Origin of the sequence: Sulfuricurvum sp. (genome assembly GCF_028712165.1) — a bacterium.
GTDB lineage: Bacteria > Campylobacterota > Campylobacteria > Campylobacterales > Sulfurimonadaceae > Sulfuricurvum.
Window position 1 is genome coordinate 25,355 of record NZ_JAQTQR010000015.1, and the last position, 17,077, is coordinate 42,431.

The 17,077-nt window shown below is 42.4% G+C and carries 20 protein-coding genes; 8 read left to right on the plus strand and 12 right to left on the minus strand.

The window, feature by feature from the left end; translation table 11 throughout:
• The first annotated feature begins 33 nt into the window (after window positions 1-33).
• From PHP90_RS04170 to PHP90_RS04180, 3 genes are all read left to right on the plus strand, one after another.
• On the plus strand, window positions 34-237 hold the full coding sequence (locus PHP90_RS04170) for a phosphoribosylaminoimidazole synthetase (protein ID WP_299925680.1): 204 nt from the start codon (window positions 34-36) through the stop codon (window positions 235-237).
• Window positions 238-302: 65 nt separating this feature from the next.
• A complete protein-coding gene (gene purM, locus PHP90_RS04175) occupies window positions 303-1,298 on the plus strand; it encodes a phosphoribosylformylglycinamidine cyclo-ligase (protein WP_299925683.1) in 996 nt (331 codons plus the stop codon).
• Window positions 1,299-1,438: 140 nt separating this feature from the next.
• Window positions 1,439-1,900, plus strand: coding sequence for a heme-binding domain-containing protein (locus tag PHP90_RS04180; protein WP_299925686.1), 462 nt, complete (start codon window positions 1,439-1,441; stop codon window positions 1,898-1,900).
• 43 nt (window positions 1,901-1,943) lie between these two features.
• On the opposite strand, the gene ccoG is transcribed toward PHP90_RS04180, so the two are convergent.
• From ccoG to PHP90_RS04205, 5 genes are all read right to left on the minus strand, one after another.
• Window positions 1,944-3,398, minus strand: coding sequence for a cytochrome c oxidase accessory protein CcoG (ccoG, locus tag PHP90_RS04185; RefSeq protein WP_299925689.1), 1,455 nt, complete (start codon window positions 3,396-3,398; stop codon window positions 1,944-1,946).
• Window positions 3,395-4,060, minus strand: coding sequence for a hypothetical protein (locus PHP90_RS04190; protein ID WP_299925692.1), 666 nt, complete (start codon window positions 4,058-4,060; stop codon window positions 3,395-3,397). The genes ccoG and PHP90_RS04190 overlap by 4 nt, the downstream gene beginning before the upstream one ends.
• An 88-nt stretch (window positions 4,061-4,148) precedes the next feature.
• Window positions 4,149-4,934, minus strand: a complete 786-nt coding sequence (locus tag PHP90_RS04195; RefSeq protein ID WP_299925695.1) for a UDP-N-acetylmuramate dehydrogenase — start codon at window positions 4,932-4,934, stop codon at window positions 4,149-4,151.
• Window positions 4,931-5,197: a flagellar biosynthesis protein FliQ gene (gene fliQ, locus PHP90_RS04200; RefSeq protein ID WP_299925735.1), complete on the minus strand. Its 267-nt coding sequence runs from the start codon at window positions 5,195-5,197 to the stop codon at window positions 4,931-4,933. The genes PHP90_RS04195 and fliQ overlap by 4 nt, the downstream gene beginning before the upstream one ends.
• Window positions 5,198-5,371: 174 nt before the next feature.
• A complete protein-coding gene (locus PHP90_RS04205) occupies window positions 5,372-6,235 on the minus strand; it encodes a menaquinone biosynthesis family protein (RefSeq protein WP_299925698.1) in 864 nt (287 codons plus the stop codon).
• Window positions 6,236-6,412: 177 nt separating this feature from the next.
• On the opposite strand from PHP90_RS04205, the gene recA reads away from it, so the two are divergent.
• Genes recA through PHP90_RS04225 form a run of 4 tightly spaced genes read left to right on the plus strand, consistent with a single transcriptional unit; the run spans window position 6,413 to window position 9,627 of the window.
• Window positions 6,413-7,450: a recombinase RecA gene (gene recA, locus PHP90_RS04210; RefSeq protein WP_299925737.1), complete on the plus strand. Its 1,038-nt coding sequence runs from the start codon at window positions 6,413-6,415 to the stop codon at window positions 7,448-7,450.
• Window positions 7,447-8,715, plus strand: a complete 1,269-nt coding sequence (eno, locus tag PHP90_RS04215) for a phosphopyruvate hydratase (RefSeq protein ID WP_299925701.1) — start codon at window positions 7,447-7,449, stop codon at window positions 8,713-8,715. The genes recA and eno overlap by 4 nt, the downstream gene beginning before the upstream one ends.
• The gene (locus tag PHP90_RS04220) at window positions 8,715-8,999 is read left to right on the plus strand and encodes a hypothetical protein (RefSeq protein WP_299925704.1); all 285 of its coding nucleotides are present in this window, start codon (window positions 8,715-8,717) and stop codon (window positions 8,997-8,999) included. Before eno ends, PHP90_RS04220 begins: the two co-directional genes overlap by 1 nt.
• A gap of 13 nt (window positions 9,000-9,012) precedes the next feature.
• Window positions 9,013-9,627 carry an AMIN domain-containing protein gene (locus PHP90_RS04225; RefSeq protein WP_299925707.1) on the plus strand — a complete coding sequence of 205 codons (615 nt, stop codon included), beginning with the start codon at window positions 9,013-9,015 and terminating at the stop codon, window positions 9,625-9,627.
• A gap of 52 nt (window positions 9,628-9,679) precedes the next feature.
• Here the strand turns inward: PHP90_RS04225 and tpx are convergent, their stop codons facing one another.
• The 7 genes from tpx to PHP90_RS04260 all read right to left on the minus strand — a co-directional run bounded on the left by tpx (window position 9,680) and on the right by PHP90_RS04260 (window position 15,342).
• A complete protein-coding gene (gene tpx, locus PHP90_RS04230) occupies window positions 9,680-10,183 on the minus strand; it encodes a thiol peroxidase (protein WP_299925710.1) in 504 nt (167 codons plus the stop codon).
• A 101-nt stretch (window positions 10,184-10,284) separates the two neighbouring features.
• The gene (gene tsaD / locus PHP90_RS04235) at window positions 10,285-11,262 is read right to left on the minus strand and encodes a tRNA (adenosine(37)-N6)-threonylcarbamoyltransferase complex transferase subunit TsaD (protein WP_299925712.1); all 978 of its coding nucleotides are present in this window, start codon (window positions 11,260-11,262) and stop codon (window positions 10,285-10,287) included.
• Window positions 11,259-11,789, minus strand: a complete 531-nt coding sequence (locus PHP90_RS04240) for an alpha/beta hydrolase (protein WP_299925715.1) — start codon at window positions 11,787-11,789, stop codon at window positions 11,259-11,261. Before PHP90_RS04240 ends, tsaD begins: the two co-directional genes overlap by 4 nt.
• Window positions 11,783-12,859, minus strand: a complete 1,077-nt coding sequence (gene dxr / locus PHP90_RS04245; protein ID WP_299925718.1) for a 1-deoxy-D-xylulose-5-phosphate reductoisomerase — start codon at window positions 12,857-12,859, stop codon at window positions 11,783-11,785. The genes PHP90_RS04240 and dxr overlap by 7 nt, the downstream gene beginning before the upstream one ends.
• Window positions 12,856-13,614: a phosphatidate cytidylyltransferase gene (locus tag PHP90_RS04250; protein ID WP_299925720.1), complete on the minus strand. Its 759-nt coding sequence runs from the start codon at window positions 13,612-13,614 to the stop codon at window positions 12,856-12,858. The genes dxr and PHP90_RS04250 overlap by 4 nt, the downstream gene beginning before the upstream one ends.
• An 83-nt stretch (window positions 13,615-13,697) precedes the next feature.
• Window positions 13,698-14,006 carry a hypothetical protein gene (locus tag PHP90_RS04255; RefSeq protein ID WP_299925723.1) on the minus strand — a complete coding sequence of 103 codons (309 nt, stop codon included), beginning with the start codon at window positions 14,004-14,006 and terminating at the stop codon, window positions 13,698-13,700.
• A 10-nt stretch (window positions 14,007-14,016) separates the two neighbouring features.
• A complete protein-coding gene (locus PHP90_RS04260) occupies window positions 14,017-15,342 on the minus strand; it encodes an NFACT family protein (protein ID WP_299925726.1) in 1,326 nt (441 codons plus the stop codon).
• A gap of 67 nt (window positions 15,343-15,409) precedes the next feature.
• On the opposite strand from PHP90_RS04260, the gene PHP90_RS04265 reads away from it, so the two are divergent.
• The gene (locus tag PHP90_RS04265; RefSeq protein WP_299925729.1) at window positions 15,410-16,987 is read left to right on the plus strand and encodes a methyl-accepting chemotaxis protein; all 1,578 of its coding nucleotides are present in this window, start codon (window positions 15,410-15,412) and stop codon (window positions 16,985-16,987) included.
• Window positions 16,988-17,077 lie beyond the last annotated feature (90 nt).

Genomic DNA, 17,077 nt, shown 5'->3' on the forward strand with positions numbered 1-17,077 from the left:
ACCAAAATTAATCCTATATATCACGGAGTTATAATGTGTGCTGAAAAAATTCAACGCTTTTTGATGGCAATCGTCTTAACCGCGGCCATGCTTCTTTTTGCGAATAATCAAATGTTGTACGCAATGATTATACAAACTCTTGTAATTGTGATGGTTGTCGTGTGGGCACTCTTTGATTTTTGTCCATCATTATGGGTATTTAAAAAAGTTTTCGGAAAATGTCCCCAAAAAGATTAATTCCCTAAATTTCCCCTAACCACTCTTTCGTTATAATCTCCTCACTATTTAAGGTGAGGAATCCCATGAGCCAAATCAGCTATAAAGATGCCGGTGTCGATATTGATGCGGGTAACAGTTTTGTCGAAAATATCAAACCTCTTGTCAAATCAACGGCAATCCCCGGTGTTCTCGGCGGAATAGGATCTTTCGCAGGGGCATTTGAGCTTCCTACGGGCTACCGCGAACCGGTTATGCTTGCCGCAACAGACGGTGTAGGTACTAAGCTTAAACTTGCTATCGACTCAGGTATTCACAACACAGTCGGTATCGATTTGGTCGCAATGTGCGTGAACGACCTTATCTGTAACTTTGGAACTCCCTCTTTCTTTCTTGATTACTATGCAACCGGCAAGCTTGATGTTGCCGCTGCAACAGCAGTAGTAAGCGGAATCGCAGAAGGATGCCGTCAGGCTGAATGTGCCCTCATCGGCGGTGAAACGGCAGAAATGCCGGGAATGTATCACTCCGATGATTACGATTTGGCAGGATTCGCCGTCGGTATCGGTGAAAAAAGCGAACTTGACCGCAGTAATAAAGTAGCTGCAGGTGATATTCTGATCGCGCTTCCGAGTTCAGGGCTCCACTCTAACGGGTTCTCTTTGGCACGTAAAGTGTTATTTGAAAAAATAGGGATGAAGTTTGAAGATGATTTCGAAGGAAAACCTCTGATTGAAACGCTTTTAACTCCGACACGTATCTATGTTAAAACCTTTAAAGCACTCAAAGATAAAATCCAAGCATTAGCACACATCACCGGCGGCGGAATCGTCGAAAACTTCCCTCGCGTTTTACCGGAAGGTTTGCGTGCTGTAATCACCGAATCTTCTATCCGTGTATTACCGATTTTTGAGCTCATCGGACAACACGTCGAACGCTCAGAAATGTTCCGTGCATTTAATATGGGGGTCGGAATGATCCTCGTAGTTAAAGAAGCGGATGTTGAGGATGTTCTTGCATCTACGGACGGCTATATTATCGGTCACCTCGAAGAAGGCAAGCGTGAAGCCGTACTTGTTTAAATAAACGCTCTCTCCACTCATCTTGCGCTTTAAGATGAGTCCCCATTTCTTCATTAAAACCAAGCTGTTCTTTTTCTATTAACATTTCTTTTGTGTTTATATATTATTATTCTATTACTATATGTTAAAAGGACTTTTATATGAAGGCTAAAACCATTGCCATCGCTGCAATAGCAGTCGCTGTAGGGATACAGTTTATTCCGTATGGCAAAGATCATACCAATCCTCCCGTTATGAGTGAACCACAATGGGATTCTCCGAGAACGCAAGAGCTTTTTAACCGCGCTTGTGCCGCCTGCCACTCCAATGAAACAAAATACCCTTGGTACAGCAATGTAGCCCCTGTATCATGGCTCCTAGCTCGTGATGTGGATGAAGGCCGTGAACATTTCAATGTCTCAATGTGGGGAATTCAAAAGAAAAATGAAGGCAAAGATGCCGCAAAAGAGGTACGCGAAGGTGATATGCCGCCATGGTTTTTCCTACCTACGCACCCTGAAGCCAGACTCAGCAGTACAGAGAAACAAGAGCTAATCAGCGGTTTGGAAAAAACATTCGGGAAAGAGGAAAAAGAAGGTAGTGAAGAGGGAGAAGAGAAGTAATCATATCTTCTCCCTCTAAAACAGGAGAGGATTAATCCCCTCCTTAATTTTTCTCTGCCTCTTCCACCAAATCTTCACGAGGGAAGGTAAAGGTCGATTGTCGTGTGACAACAACTTTATCTTTTGCATCCGTTGCATACGCACGTATGGTAATCGGTATAACCGTATCTTTACGATCATCTTTTACTAACATCTCATCGGTATAAAGCACAACTACTTTTTTCTTAACAATACCCGGTTTCACTTTGAACGGTTTTTCAGGTTCACCGATTTTGATTTTACCTTCCATTCCCTCAGGTGCAATAACATCAAAATAATAATCATGATCTTCATTTAGAGTATTTTGAACCAAGAATGTGTATGCATTATCAACACGAACTTTCCCATCGTCTGTTTTATTGATTGAATACAAACGGTTTTCTTTGTTGATATTAAGGAGCATATACTCTTTCTTACTTCCCATCATCCCCAAAATAACACTGACAATAATTAAGATTGCCATATATCCTATAATTTTCGGGCGGAAATAATGGGTTTTCCCTTTCATAAAGAGCGTCTCTTTTTCACTTGACCATTCAACAAGACTCGGTTTTCCGAGTTTACCCATTACTTCAGTACACGCATCAACACATTCCAAACAGTTGATACACTCAAGTTGAAGCCCTTTACGAATATCGATATGGGTCGGACAAACCGTCACACAACTCTCACAGGTAGTACACTCTGCATTAGTATTTACGGCAAGAAGATCTTTTTGTTTCGTGAATATTTTTTCTTTATTCTCGTCATAAATGTCACCACCGCGATTTGGATTATAAATAGCCATTACCGTATCTTCATCATACAATACCGATTGAATACGAGAATAAGGACATACATAGACACAGAAATTCTCTTGTAAGAAAATAACGTCATAGACCAAAAAGGCCACGATTCCAAGAATCGACCCTATGAGTACCGTATGATCCATCGGATTTTGGATATATGCCAAGAAATCTTCCGGAGGAACAAAGTACCACATTAAATCCGCTGCCGCAATAAACGCCAACCCTGTCCATAACAAAATACCGACTAAGCGTTTAATTTTATTCTCAAATTTAGAGTAATCCGGCTCTTGCTGTTTGTTTTTGATCCGTTTTCGAAGACCTAAGAGTTTTGTTTCAATAAGATCACGGTAAACGACACGGAAAATAGTCTGTGGACACATCCATCCGCAAAATACCCGTCCGCCCAAAACAGTAATACCAAAAATACCGATAAAGAGGATCATCAGCAAAAACGGCATCAGATAAAGTTCTTGCATATCAAACTGAATAAACATCAAATGGAGTTTGAGTTTATCAAAGCTCAGCAAAAAGAGATGATTACCTCCCACTCTTATCCAAGGAACTACCAAGGCAAAAATCGTAATCAGTCCGTAAAACCAATAACGTCTAATTCGCCACGGTGTCCACCCTGACAGATACTCTTTTCCTTTCGGACTTACTACTTCACTCATAACACTGTTTCCTTCGAATTAATTTCAATATTCGGGCATCGAATCGTACCGATAACCATTGCTTCCGCATCAACATCATCTCCGATGCCAATTACACCGCTTACAACCTCTTTAAGTTCACGTGATTCAATATAGTCTTTCAGTGAGCTTCGGCTCACTCCTAACACCCGTGCAATCTCGCTCACACTTTTTCGTTTCTTCAATAAATCGATAATCTGTTCTAAATACATATCGAATTTTGATGACGATTTAGATCCTTTTGGTCTTCCGATCCCTTTTTTGGACTCATCCTGAAGGACCTGACGTAATTGATCAATAAGACCTAAAACGACCATTGTATCACTTTTGCGGTCGATTACCACACCCGGTTTGACAAAATGTATGGTATTGTCATTTTTAAGAAGACAGCTAAACATTTGAACCAAATCCTCGATATAGCTGCTTAATGTCCATGTATCGTAAATGATTAATGTATCTCCATTGAGCGAACGAAAAAATCGAACTACTTCATGCCGATCGGCTATCCGTTTATTCTGAGAAGTTTGATCCACTAACTCTTCCTGGATCACAATCTCTTTTTGATCGGCATAACCGTTAATCAATTTAAGCTGCTCATAAACACCATCGAAATCTTTATCGGGACGGATATAACTGACGGTCATTGTATGCTTAAATCCTTTGCAATGTTTAATTTCATCGTCATTTTACCAACTATGACGATGAAAGTCAATACAAAAGATTATTTTTTCGTCATTTTTTAGTATCGATAATAACAACTTCGCATTGAAGATCAATATTGAACTGTGCTTTTACACGCTTTTTGGCTTCTTCTATAAGACTCAAAGCATCTGCATAGGTTCCTCCGCCGGTATTGACGAGAAAATTAGCATGTACGTCACTAAAAGCCATTGCCCCGACGCGCTTTCCTTTTAATCCGACCGCTTCAATAAGCCGTCCCGCATAATCATTCGGAGGATTTTTAAAACAGCTTCCCGCACTCGGGTCACTCGGCTGATTCGAACGCATCTGTGCAAACATATCGTACTGATCAACCGAATACCCTTTTTGCGCTTCGAATATGGCTTCGAAAACCACTTCATTTATTGATGTTTTACGATAGCCGTATTCAATCTCATCTTTTTGTTTCCAACCGCTTTGCGTACGAATGGCGATAAGATGGTTAAAAATTTCGTATTCTTTCAGCCCTGCATTCATTTTGAGCATTCCGCCAAGAGTTCCGGGGAGTTTCGAGAGATATTCGAAGTGGGCAATATTATGTTTTTTGCAAAACGAAACTACACGTCCACCTGGAGTCGCAGCACCTACATGAAGCCCGTCTTCTTCAAGGTGGATAAAATCATAATCTTTGGAGAGGATCATCAATGGCGGCGGTGTAGGGGAAACGAGAATATTATTGGCAGCACCTACGATCAAATGCCCTTCGGGGACAATATCATTTTCGATTAATGCTACCTCGACAGCGGGGCCGATTCGAATGGAACTAAACTTGGAGAAATCAATAGTTTTGGTGTTCATTGTGTAAAGGTTGGGATCATATTAAACATACGGATAGTGAAATCCTGCATTTCATTCATCATCCACGGCATCGTTAGAATAATAACGATAACAATACCGATTACTTTGGGAATAAAACTCAGCGTCATCTCATTGATCTGGGTCGTTGCTTGAAAAATACTCACGGCTAATCCCAAGAACATCCCGACAAGCAGCGCCGGGAGCGCCAAAATCAACGCAATTTTAAATGTCTCGATACCAAGACCGATCAAATCTTCTTGCAGCATCTTGATTTCCTTACGTCGTCGGAACTCGTCCCGACAAGCCGATGGCTGGGCACGCCCTTCGCCTCTGGTTCCGAACCTATCAACGTGAGGTTTCTCACGTTGATGACAGTTCTCATGCTAACGCTAAGTTCTCCTAGGCGGAGAGCCCGCGTGCAGTACACCGCACTCATTTTAACTATTCCTCAATTCAGTATATTCAAGAGGAATCATAAAGTCTTTTGGATTAATTTGAGCATCAAAAAAGCCATGTTTGTATCCCAACTCAAACAAAAGCTCAATTGCTTTGTATTGAGTTTCATTCAAAGTAATCGATTCATCGTTCGCATACAACTCTAAATATTTTTCCAATGTCGGTGCATCGATACGGACCAAAGAACGTTCCATCAGCATTTTAGAGAGATTCGTTTTATGATCTCTCGCAATCTGTACCGCTTTGGTCAAAAGGTTTTCATACATAATGGCAGAAGTAAGCGGCAATGAGCGGCGGATCGCCATTCCACCGAGGGGAAGAGGAAGCTCGCCGCCGGAGAGTTCACACCATACATCCCAAAGTTCCCGCTCAACCTCAAGTGATTCGTCATATCCTAAGATGGATTCATGGATCAGTACACCCGCATCAACACTGCCGTCCAAAACCGCTTGTTCAATCTCTAAAAAATTCATATAGACTATTTTGGCATCCGGATAGGCTATACGAAACAGCAATGCATTCGTGGTGTATTTACCGCTGAGTGCAACTTTGAACCGTTTTTTTAACACCGTATCTTTTTTTCGAATCAATTTAGGACCGTACCCTTGTCCGAAACTGACTGCCGTTCGCAACAACGCATAATCGTTTCGGATATGGGGGTAAAGTCCAAAACTTATTGCACTGATATCGTATGTTCCGTTAAGCGCTTCGACATTAAGTGTTTCAATATCCAATGCAATATTTTCAAACTGGATATTGTTCTCTCCTACCCAACCAAACTTGATTGCATAATACATAAATATGTCATCTGCATCGGGAGAGTGGGCTATCACCATTTTTTTCACTGAAAATCCTGTTCACATATCTGTATCAATTAAATTTTAACCAAATAACGCTAAAATATCTCTATTCCAGAATGTGAATTATTAATATTTCATTTTGTCATATTTTTAGAATATATTTCAATTTGTCATATTATGACGCAATTTTAAAACACTTTAGTCTCAGGAGAGCACCACATGATGGATCCAAACAAACTCAAATCGCTTGAACTCGCAATGAAACAAATCGACAAAACCTTCGGGAAAGGGACGTTGATGCGTTTGGGCGACAAAGAGATCGAACCAATCAATGCGATCAGTACCGGTTCTATCGGGCTGGATTTAGCACTCGGTATCGGTGGAGTACCCGAAGGTCGCGTTATCGAAATCTATGGCCCTGAGAGTTCAGGGAAAACAACTCTTAGCTTGCAGATTACAGCCGAATGTCAAAAAAACGGCGGGATTTGTGCCTTTATCGATGCAGAACACGCACTCGACATCGGATATGCCAAAAATCTCGGAGTTGATGTTGAAAATCTCCTTGTATCACAACCTGATTACGGTGAACAAGCCCTCGATATCGTCGAAACCATCGTTCGAAGCGGTGCAGTAGATCTCATCGTTATCGACTCTGTTGCGGCATTGACACCTAAAGTAGAGATCGAAGGAGAAATGAACGACCAGCAAGTGGGAGTTCAGGCACGTTTGATGTCAAAAGCGTTGCGTAAATTGACCGGTATCATGCATAAAATGAACTGTACCATTATCTTTATCAATCAAATCCGTATGAAAATCGGAACAATGGGATACGGTTCACCGGAGACGACAACGGGAGGAAATGCACTCAAATTCTACGCATCTGTGCGCATCGATGTGCGTAAAATCGCAACGTTAAAACAAGGTGAGAGTCAAATCGGTAACCGAGTAAAAGCAAAAGTGATTAAAAATAAAGTGGCACCGCCGTTTCGTCAAGCAGAATTTGATATCATGTTCGGTGAGGGTATCTCCAAAGAAGGAGAACTCGTTGATTACGGTGTCAAACTCGATATTATTGATAAAAGCGGTGCATGGTTCAGTTTTGAAGATACAAAACTCGGACAAGGACGCGAGAACGTTAAACAAAAATTTAAAGACGAACCTGAATTGGCTCGAAAAGTCGAAGAAAAAATTAAATCTGCAATGGGTGTCACAGGCATCATTACAATGGATGAATCTGAAATGAGTGAGGTAGACGAATGATTTTTATAGATGAAGTAAGTGCAATCGAAGTAATGGATTCTCGCGGGAATCCTACAGTAAAAGCAACCGTACAATTGAGTGATGGAACACGTGAAAGCGCTATCGTACCAAGTGGAGCGAGTACCGGGAAACGTGAAGCCCTAGAACTTCGCGACGGAGATTCACGCTACATGGGCAAAGGGGTTCTCAAAGCGGTTGAACATGTCAATACCGAAATTGCAGAAGCAATTATGGGGCTAAGCCCTTATAACCAAGCAATGGTTGATGCCGTCATGAAAGAACTCGACGGAACGGAAAACTATGGCAATCTTGGAGCAAATGCCGTTTTGGGTGTTTCAATGGCAGTCGCACGAGCTGCGGCAAAAAGTCTCGGTATTCCATTGTACCGTTATCTTGGCGGTGCAAATGCCATGGTTCTTCCGGTTCCGATGCTCAATATCATCAATGGCGGAAGCCATGCTGACAACAGTGTCGATTTCCAAGAATATATGATCATGCCGATCGGATTTAGCGATTTTGCGGAAGGCCTTCGTGCATCGGCAGAGGTTTACCACAACCTCAAAAAAATCCTCAAAGACCGCGGTGCCAATACGGCGCTCGGTGACGAGGGCGGATTCGCTCCGGATTTGAGTTCAAATGAAGAACCGATCCAAGTCATCATGGAAGCAATCGCAAAAGCCGGCTACAAAGCAGGTGAACAAATCGCTATCGCCCTTGATGTTGCGGCATCTGAATTGGTAACTGAAGGCGGATATCGACTTGATTCTGAAAACAGAACCGTAACCTCTGAAGAGCTTGTCGGATACTATGAAGCACTCTGTGCTAAGTACCCGATTGTTTCTATCGAAGACGGTCTTAGCGAAGACGACTGGGCAGGATGGAAAATTCTTACCGATCGTTTAGGTTCAAAAATCCAACTTGTCGGTGATGATTTGTTTGTTACTAATGCCAACATTTTAGCTGAAGGTATTGAAAAAGGGATTGCAAATGCAATCTTGATCAAACCGAACCAAATCGGATCGGTTTCTGAAACGATGCTGACCGTCCGCCTTGCACAACGCAATGGATATAAATGCGTAATGTCTCACCGATCAGGTGAAAGTGAAGATGCCTTTATCGCGGACTTTGCTGTTGCACTTAACTGCGGTGAAATCAAAACAGGTTCAACAGCACGCGGCGAACGTACCGCTAAGTACAATCGTCTTCTTGAGATTGAAACCGAAGTAATGTATGGCGAATATTTGGGAAGTGCCCTCTTTAAGTGATGCAAAAAGACGACCAAATCCTGCTACATGAGGAAAAAGAGAGCTTAAGCGAGCGTTACTTTGGCCTCTCTACCGCTAAATTCCTTCTTGCTGCGGGAATCGTTTTGGTTGTCGGTATTTATCTGGGTGTCATCTTTTTCGGTGACAACTCTTTGAGCGTTTTACTCGACCTCGAAGAGCGCCAGAACTATCTCAGCGAAGACATTGAACATCTCAAAGTTGAAAATGCTGCTTTGCAAAAGCAATATTTTGAGCTTAAAGAGCTCGATGCCGACTCACAATAAATCAGGGAGACTCATGAAACGATCACTTTATCTGTCTCTCATACTCCTTGCCCCGTTGATAGCGCGTGACAATCCTTTTTTTGCCACGTATGAATCAAAAAAAGAGAAAATAACCTCTAATTGCCCCGATAACAAACCTCAGCTAGAGAGTATCAATTATTCACTTCCTGATCAAGCACGTATTCTAAAAGAAGTCACCTTCACGATTCAAAATCTTGACGGTAGTATTGAAACTCGCAAAATTGAGGTTGACCAAAGTATTGACTGGCATAAGTCTCTTACCGTTTCTCAAACTAAAAATGCCTCTTATCCTCATTCCACTCTAGATAATGCTGGATCTGCCGACTTTGGATTTATCCGATTTGATTCAAAAGGGAAACGACTTTCCATTAAAACTTCTGATACATTGATAAGACATTTTGTGTTAAGTAATCCAAATCGTATTGTTCTCGATTTTAAAAATACTTCTATTTTTAAGATAACAAAAAAAGAGCTGGGAGCTTCGCCGTATCTCAATGTTACGGTAGGCAATCATGGTAAATTTATACGTGCGACAATAACCTTAGATGGCCGTTACAGTTATACCCTGAACAAAACAGGTGAATTCATTAGTATTATATGTAAATAAAAAGAAGAAAATTAAAGAAAGAGGTTTCTCTCCAAGTGGAGAGAAAGAGGAATTATTTTACGGCAGCCAATGCAGCTTCGTAGTTTGGTTCTTCTGTGATTTCAGGAACGATCTCTTTGTAAGTTACGATACCTTCTTCATTTACTGCGAAGATTGCACGACATGTAACACCGGCAAGTACTGAACCGCCAAGTAATACACCGTACGCGTTTGCGAAATCTTTGTTACGGAAATCTGAACATACTGTCAATTTGTCAATTCCTTCTGCTTGGCAAAAACGCCCTGCTGCGAATGGCAAGTCCAAAGATACGATAGTTGCTTTAACACCTTCAAGTGAAGCCGCTTTTGCATTGAAGTTACGTGTTTCAGTAGCACATACACCTGTGTCAAGTGATGGGACAACGATGATAAGCTGTTTAACGCCTTGCGCTCCACCAACTACTACATCACCCAAACCTGCTGAATTAACAACGGTTACTTCAGGTGCTTTATCTCCAACATTTACTTCATTTCCGAGAAGTTCTACGTCTGTACCTTTGAATTTAGTAGTTGCCATGTTGGCTCCTTGTTTTTATTTTTTATTGATATGAAGAAGTATATTTTAAATCGGATAATTTAACTCTGAATTATGTAACAGATGTTTGCGTTTAAGCTATTTCACAGTTTACAACGGGGGTTGATCGCTACCACATGGTAATCGCACTGTTCTCCAAGTTTATACGCTTCAAGTGCTGCTCGCCCTATCATTGCGGCATTGTCTGAACAATACTTTAGTTCTGAAAGGAGCAAATCCGCTTTATAGGGAATGAGTATTTTAGTAACACTTTCACGTAAATAAAGATTTGCGCTTGCACCGCCGACAATGGCAAAACGGCGTGGAGGATGCGATTTAAAATACTTTTTGAGTTTTTGGATCAAATGCTCTGTTGCCGTGTGTTGAAAAGCTGCCGCTATATCTGGATAGGATGATGCATCGTTTGCTTCGATTGCGAGGCGTACCTGATTTTTTAGTCCTGAATAGCTAAATGCAATCAAAGGTGACTGCCATAAAGGAACCGTAAAAGTGACTCGGCTTGCATCACCCTCAGCGGCTAGTTTCTCAATTAACGGTCCGCCCGGATAACCTAAGTTCATCATTTTCGACACTTTATCAAAACTCTCACCATAACTGTCATCCATTGTCGTAGCAACCGTTTGCATTTCGTCATAGGACTTCACTTCGATCAACTGGGTATGTCCACCTGAAACCAGCAAAACCGTTAATGGCAAAAGTGCTTCCTGCTCAATAAATAAGGAATAGATATGCCCCTTTAGATGGTTGATAGGGATAATAGGGATAGAAAGTGCAATACTGAGTGCCTTGGCCATCACAACGCCCTCTATAAGTGTTACACCCAGTCCAGGTTCATTAGTCACCGCTATGGCTTTAAGCTGCGTAAACCATTGTGAGCACTCTTCTAATATCTTCGGTAGTGCTTCGGCATGTAAACGACTGGCAAGCTCGGGGACAACACCGCCGTATACTGAATGTTCTAATTCTTGAGATATCTTTTTATGATAAACAAGTTTTTTTGTCGCAATTTCTGTAATAGCAATCGAACTGTCATCGCAACTGCTTTCGATACTTAGGATCATTGGAATATCCACTCTTTAACCCACGGCCATTCGCCGAATCCGGAAGCCGTATTAATGTGTCCTCCGTCATGAATCACTTTCATATCGATACCAAGAATTTTTTGAAGCGACAGTGCTTCATCCGGAGTCATATACGGATCATTGTCAGAACTAACGAGAAGTACTTCATCCGCGAATAAATTCTTAGGAGCCTCTAGAGGAAAAAAAGTTTTAAGAGTATCAATCTTACAGTTTAAGCTGGGAGGTGCTACAAGCAAAAGTCGTTTAACAGAGCTGATTTCCCCTTCATTACACAAATGAAACCAAAGGATATTCGCAAGAGAGTGGCAAATTACTATGTCCGGCTGAAAATCGTTCAACAGGGCTTTGACCTGTTTCATCCATCGATTCTTGCTTGGAAAGTGAGGATTATCTAAAAGAGGGAAGCTGACTGTACCGTATTTTTTGGCGATTTCGCCTGCTAACCAAGCCTGCCAATGGGGATCATCACTCCCGCCCCAACCGTGCAGCATCAACACTTTTAACATGTTAATCCCCGAACATAACGGCGTACTTCCTCATCCATCGCAAAAATTTCTTCGATCGATTTAGGAATTTGAGTAAAATGTTCGTACGCACTCAAAATCATGGCAGAGATATCGATAAAACGGCTTTCTCCGCGGACAAAACGCTCGATTGCCGCTTCATTCGCCGCGTTGACGATTACACCACGTGCAGGGTTTCGGAGTAAATCTTCTTTGATTGCCCATATCGGATAACGCTCTTTTTCAATCGGACGAAATTCGAGAGCTCCGATTTTGGTTAGATCGATTCGCTCAACAATTGGAGTATCTACTTTTCCCATCAATGCATACGCGATAGGAAGACGCATGTCCGCATGAGCAAAATGGGCTGTCGTCGAACCGTCTGTATAATCGATCATCGCATGGATTAGGGATTTCGTCTCAATGAGTGCATCATATTCTCCTTCTCCAAAAAGCCAACGGGCTTCGAGCAGTTCAAACAGTTTATTCACCATTGATGCACTGTCAATGGTTATTTTTTGCCCCATTGACCAGTTTGGGTGCTTTAGCGCATCCTGCAGCGTTGCAGTTGACAATTTCTCCAACGGCCAATCCCGAAAGGCACCTCCGCTGGCAGTAATGACCATCCGTTCAACCTTCCGTTCACCTTGGTTCAAATACCACAATCCGAAATGTTCACTGTCAATCGGAATGATACGTGACGTATCGACAAACGAACCGCCAACTACAAGAGACTCTTTATTCGCCAACGCGATTTTTTTGCCGCATTCCAATGCTTTTAATGTAGGCTTAAACCCTACGAAACCGACCAATGCATTTATGACATGATTCGATCCGGATTCTTCGATCGCGTTCAAAATTGCCGATTCACCCGCATAAACATTCGTATGATGGACTAAAGGACGGTCTTCGTCACGCATGACGACGACACGTTTAGGATTATGGCGTTTGATTTGTTCATTTAAAAGAGTAATGTTGCGTCCGGCGACGAGGGTATCGACGGATAGATGAAATTGTTCTGCAATATTAAGAGCATTGACCCCGATCGATCCGGTGGAGCCTAATAGAATCAAACAAGTCCCCGTAACAAGACCAGCATGACAATGGAGGCGAAAAGATAGCCGTCAATTCGATCAAGTACGCCGCCATGCCCCGGCAAGATACTGCCGCTGTCTTTTACCCCGGCTCTGCGCTTGAGATAGCTCTCGAACAAATCTCCGAAAACGGCACTGATAGCCGCCATCATAGAAATAATAATAGCTTGGGGCATATCGACAATTGTAATACCGATAAAGAATCCTGCAGCTGTGGCAACGGCGATACCGCCATATACCCCTTCGCGCGTTTTACTCGGACTAGAAATACTAAACGGTGTTTTACCGATACTGCGTCCGACAACATACGCACCAACATCCGCAGATGCAACAACCACAAGAAGCCATAACAATGAGGTTATCCCGTATTCTTGGTACATACTGAGAGTAAAAAGCATCCCTGCGCTCGGATAAACAAACGGAAAGAAATTTTTCCACGGAATATTCTGGGTGTAGGCAACCGCTGCAGCAAAAATAAGTCCGGCGATGATAAACAGATCCTCACCGTAGGGATATAGTGCGGCTGCAAGCCAAAGAATCGCCGCATACGCATAAAGCGAATTATTGTTGATTCCGAACAAACGTGTCGCTTCGTGAAACGCGAGGAGATAGATAACACCCAGCACTGTCCAGATAAGCCAAAAATTGTTAATCAATCCGACAACAAAGACGCCGGTGACTAAGAAGATCGCAGTTACAATGCGTTCTTGAGTTGAGTTTTTCGCAGTTTGCATAGTTTGATTAACCTAATGGTTTTAAAATTTCGCGATTATAACATTTATTTAATTGCAATAAGTGCGGATCATACTCTAAAATCTTAAACTTTGATATCTAAAAGGTGGAGAGGTTTTTGCATCTTTGGTTCCTCGTCTAGTTCTTCCTGATGCGAAGGACGTCTCTCCTCTTGTTCTGCCTGTTCCTTTGTGTGTTCCCGGTCAGGATCGACACCTTGTGTCTCTTCAGCAGGGCGTACCTCTTCGATCTCTTTTTTTTGCTCTTGAGCGGCCGTTGCTGCGGCCAAGGTCTGCAATTCAAAACGGTTCATAATTGCATTTTTATCGCTTGCTACGCTCGCCATTTGCTGATTGACATAGATAGCGCCGCCGATGGGACCGATATCTGCCATGAAATTCCCCTTATCCTTTCTCCACGCTCAGTGTCTTATAGTCCGTATAAAGAACATTGGCACCTTCTTGGATTTTAACTTCTCTTCTGGGGGTATAATCGACCAAATAGCGTCCTTTTTCAAATACCGAAAAATCAACACATAATTTTGCCGCTGCTTCAAGCAGTCGTTCAGGAAGCTGCTGCTTGTCAGTTGAGATAATGACGTGTGCGGAGGGGCGGTCTTTTAGATGCATCCAAATATCACGCGCTTTTGCGTTGCGCAGCAGTTCAATATTCCCTTTTTCACTTTTTCCTAAAGAGACTTTTACCCCTTCAATCCAAAATTCGGCAATCGAATCGGAGGTTTTTAGTTTTGTCCCCCCTGTTTTACTCGGAAACAATAAAGCGATCTCTTCCGGTGTCGAGGCCTCCATTACCGTCTGAATAAAGAGTTCATGATGACGGATTTTGGCTTCGAGATTACTCCTCTCTTGATGCAATCCGATCGCTTTTTGCTTTGACTTTTTGGATCGTTTGAAAAAACTCTCGGCACATCCGGAAGCACTGTGGCATCCCAAAGGAAGCTCCAGGTGAATCGCTGTCCCGTCAAAATCATTTATCAGAGCTGTTTTTTCATACGGTTTTATCACATCCAAATTGGCCAACACTAAATGCCCTGAATGCTGAGCCTTTTCAGCTTCCTCCATTAATACCGATTCGCTTTCAAGTCCATCCAAATGCTTTTGCAATGTTGAGAGTCGCTTCTTTAAAAGGGCTATTTTCTCAAGCTTTAACCGATCGAGTTTGTCACTGCTGCGACGGCGAAACTCTTCAACCAAAAATTCGCGTACATCTTCCAACGGATAATATTGGGGCTCATACGGCGGTTTAGGCATTTCAGCCAAAACCTGTCCAACCCGTACACACCGCGTCGAAACCTCTTTATCAATATGGCGTAATGCCTCCAATACGACATCATCTTTGTCTAAAATAATGACATTGGTATTTTTTCCGGTAAATTCAAACTGCAAAATCGTGGTTTCCGATTTATATGAACCGCTTGTATTGACTGTGATCCGGATGATCTTGTCACGATTGTGCAACGTTATTGACTGAATAGTTGAACGGTTAAACCGTTTAGCCAATAATACGTCAAAGGGAGCCTGATAGACTTTCCCTCGATTAGCCGGTTCACCGATACTAATCGTCGAGTTACCCCTTTGCATATCAAAATTCCAACTGTTATCCCGATCAAAAATGAGCCGGATTCCCGTATCGTCATACCGATATGCTGCGACGATATGGTTATAGCGTACCATATACTCCGCAATCTGCTCTAAATAAGAAAATCTCATATTTTACCTTCGCTTTAGAAAAAGAAAACTACAATCATGCCATCACACAGAGAACGGATATATATACATGAATCTTTTCAATACAATCAAAGCCAAATTTATCGTTAATCTGGTGGCAGCCGTAGGTGCCATCCTTATTAGTGTCATTGTAGCATACTTCATTGCTACGAGTTCGATTAAAACCATTATGACCAACGATCTCAATTCAGTTGCCGATGCTTTGGAAAAAAATGTCAACTTTATTGCCAAAATCGAGCCAAAAGCCTACGAAGATGAAGCGTTTAAAAATGACATCAAAAGCATAAAAATCGGGAAAAGCGGTTATGTCTATTTTATTAATTCTGAAGGTGTCATGACCATTCATCCTAAACCCGAAGACGAAGGGAAAAATAAAGCGGGACACGATTATATCGATCACATCCGTGCCGACAAAGCCGGCGGTGTTTATGAGTACGTTTCCGCAACAACCGGACAAAGCAAAATAGCGGCGTATCGCTATATTCCGGTATGGGATATGTGGGTTATTCCGGGAATCAATAAAGCCGACTATTTTGATGAGCTCAAAGCAAGTTTTTTCAAATGGTTTTTACTGTTGGGCAGTATACTAACCGGTTTATTGGTTGCGATTAACTATTTCTCCGGAACCAGTATCCTCCGTCCAATCGAGGAGCTCGATCATGTCTCTTCCGATTTGGCACACGGTAACGGAGATTTAACTAAACGGCTCCCAATCCTCAATATTAAAGATGAAATCGGAATCGCGAGTCATTATTTAAATCAATTTATCGTAAAAATACAAAGCACCATCAACGATACCAAACGGATCACCTCATCAGCAGTTACTTCTACAGAAATGCTCAATGATGCTGCGACTAAGCTTTCTGCCCAATCGGAAAAAACCAATACCATTGCCCAAAACACCAACTCTACCGCTGCAGAAATCGGAGTAACACTGGAACAAAGTGTCAGTATGGCAAAAAGTACCCTCGAAAACAGCCAATCGACCGAAAAAGAGCTGGGATATGTACGTGAAATAGCCAATGCGATTACCCGTGAAATTCATAAGACTACCGAGATGAGCAATGATCTTTCCGAACGTTTTGCACAACTTTCCAGTGATGCCGCCAGCGTCAGCGGAGTTCTCAGTATCATTTCCGATATTGCCGATCAAACCAACCTCCTGGCACTCAATGCCGCGATCGAAGCGGCACGTGCCGGTGAACACGGACGCGGATTTGCTGTCGTAGCCGATGAAGTGCGAAAACTCGCTGAGAGAACCCAAAAAAGTTTGACGGAGATCAACTCTACCATCTCGATCGTCATCCAATCGATTTCAGATTCTTCCGACATGATGAACTCAAACAGCGAAAATATCGAACGTCTCGCTGAGCGAAGCGAAGAGATCGATGTAAAAATAAATTCGGCCTCTAATGCGTTGCGATCTAATGTCGATTCAAGCCAGAAAAGTGTTCAGGAAGCTGAAGCCATGGCACGTAAAATCAGCGAAATCATCAGCAAAGTTTCTGAAATGTCCAATCTCTCTGAAAACAACCAAGCGGAGATCAAACAAATCTCAAGAATTGCCGGTGAGCTTTACAATGCTGCCGCCAGTCTTAATACGCAGCTTGGGCAGTTTAAGTCCTAAGCGTTGGCTACTTCTAGGGCAGTTAGCGCGGAGTGCATGAAGCACCTCCGGCTTTAGAGAGAGAAACTGAAATCACTTATGCCATCCAGC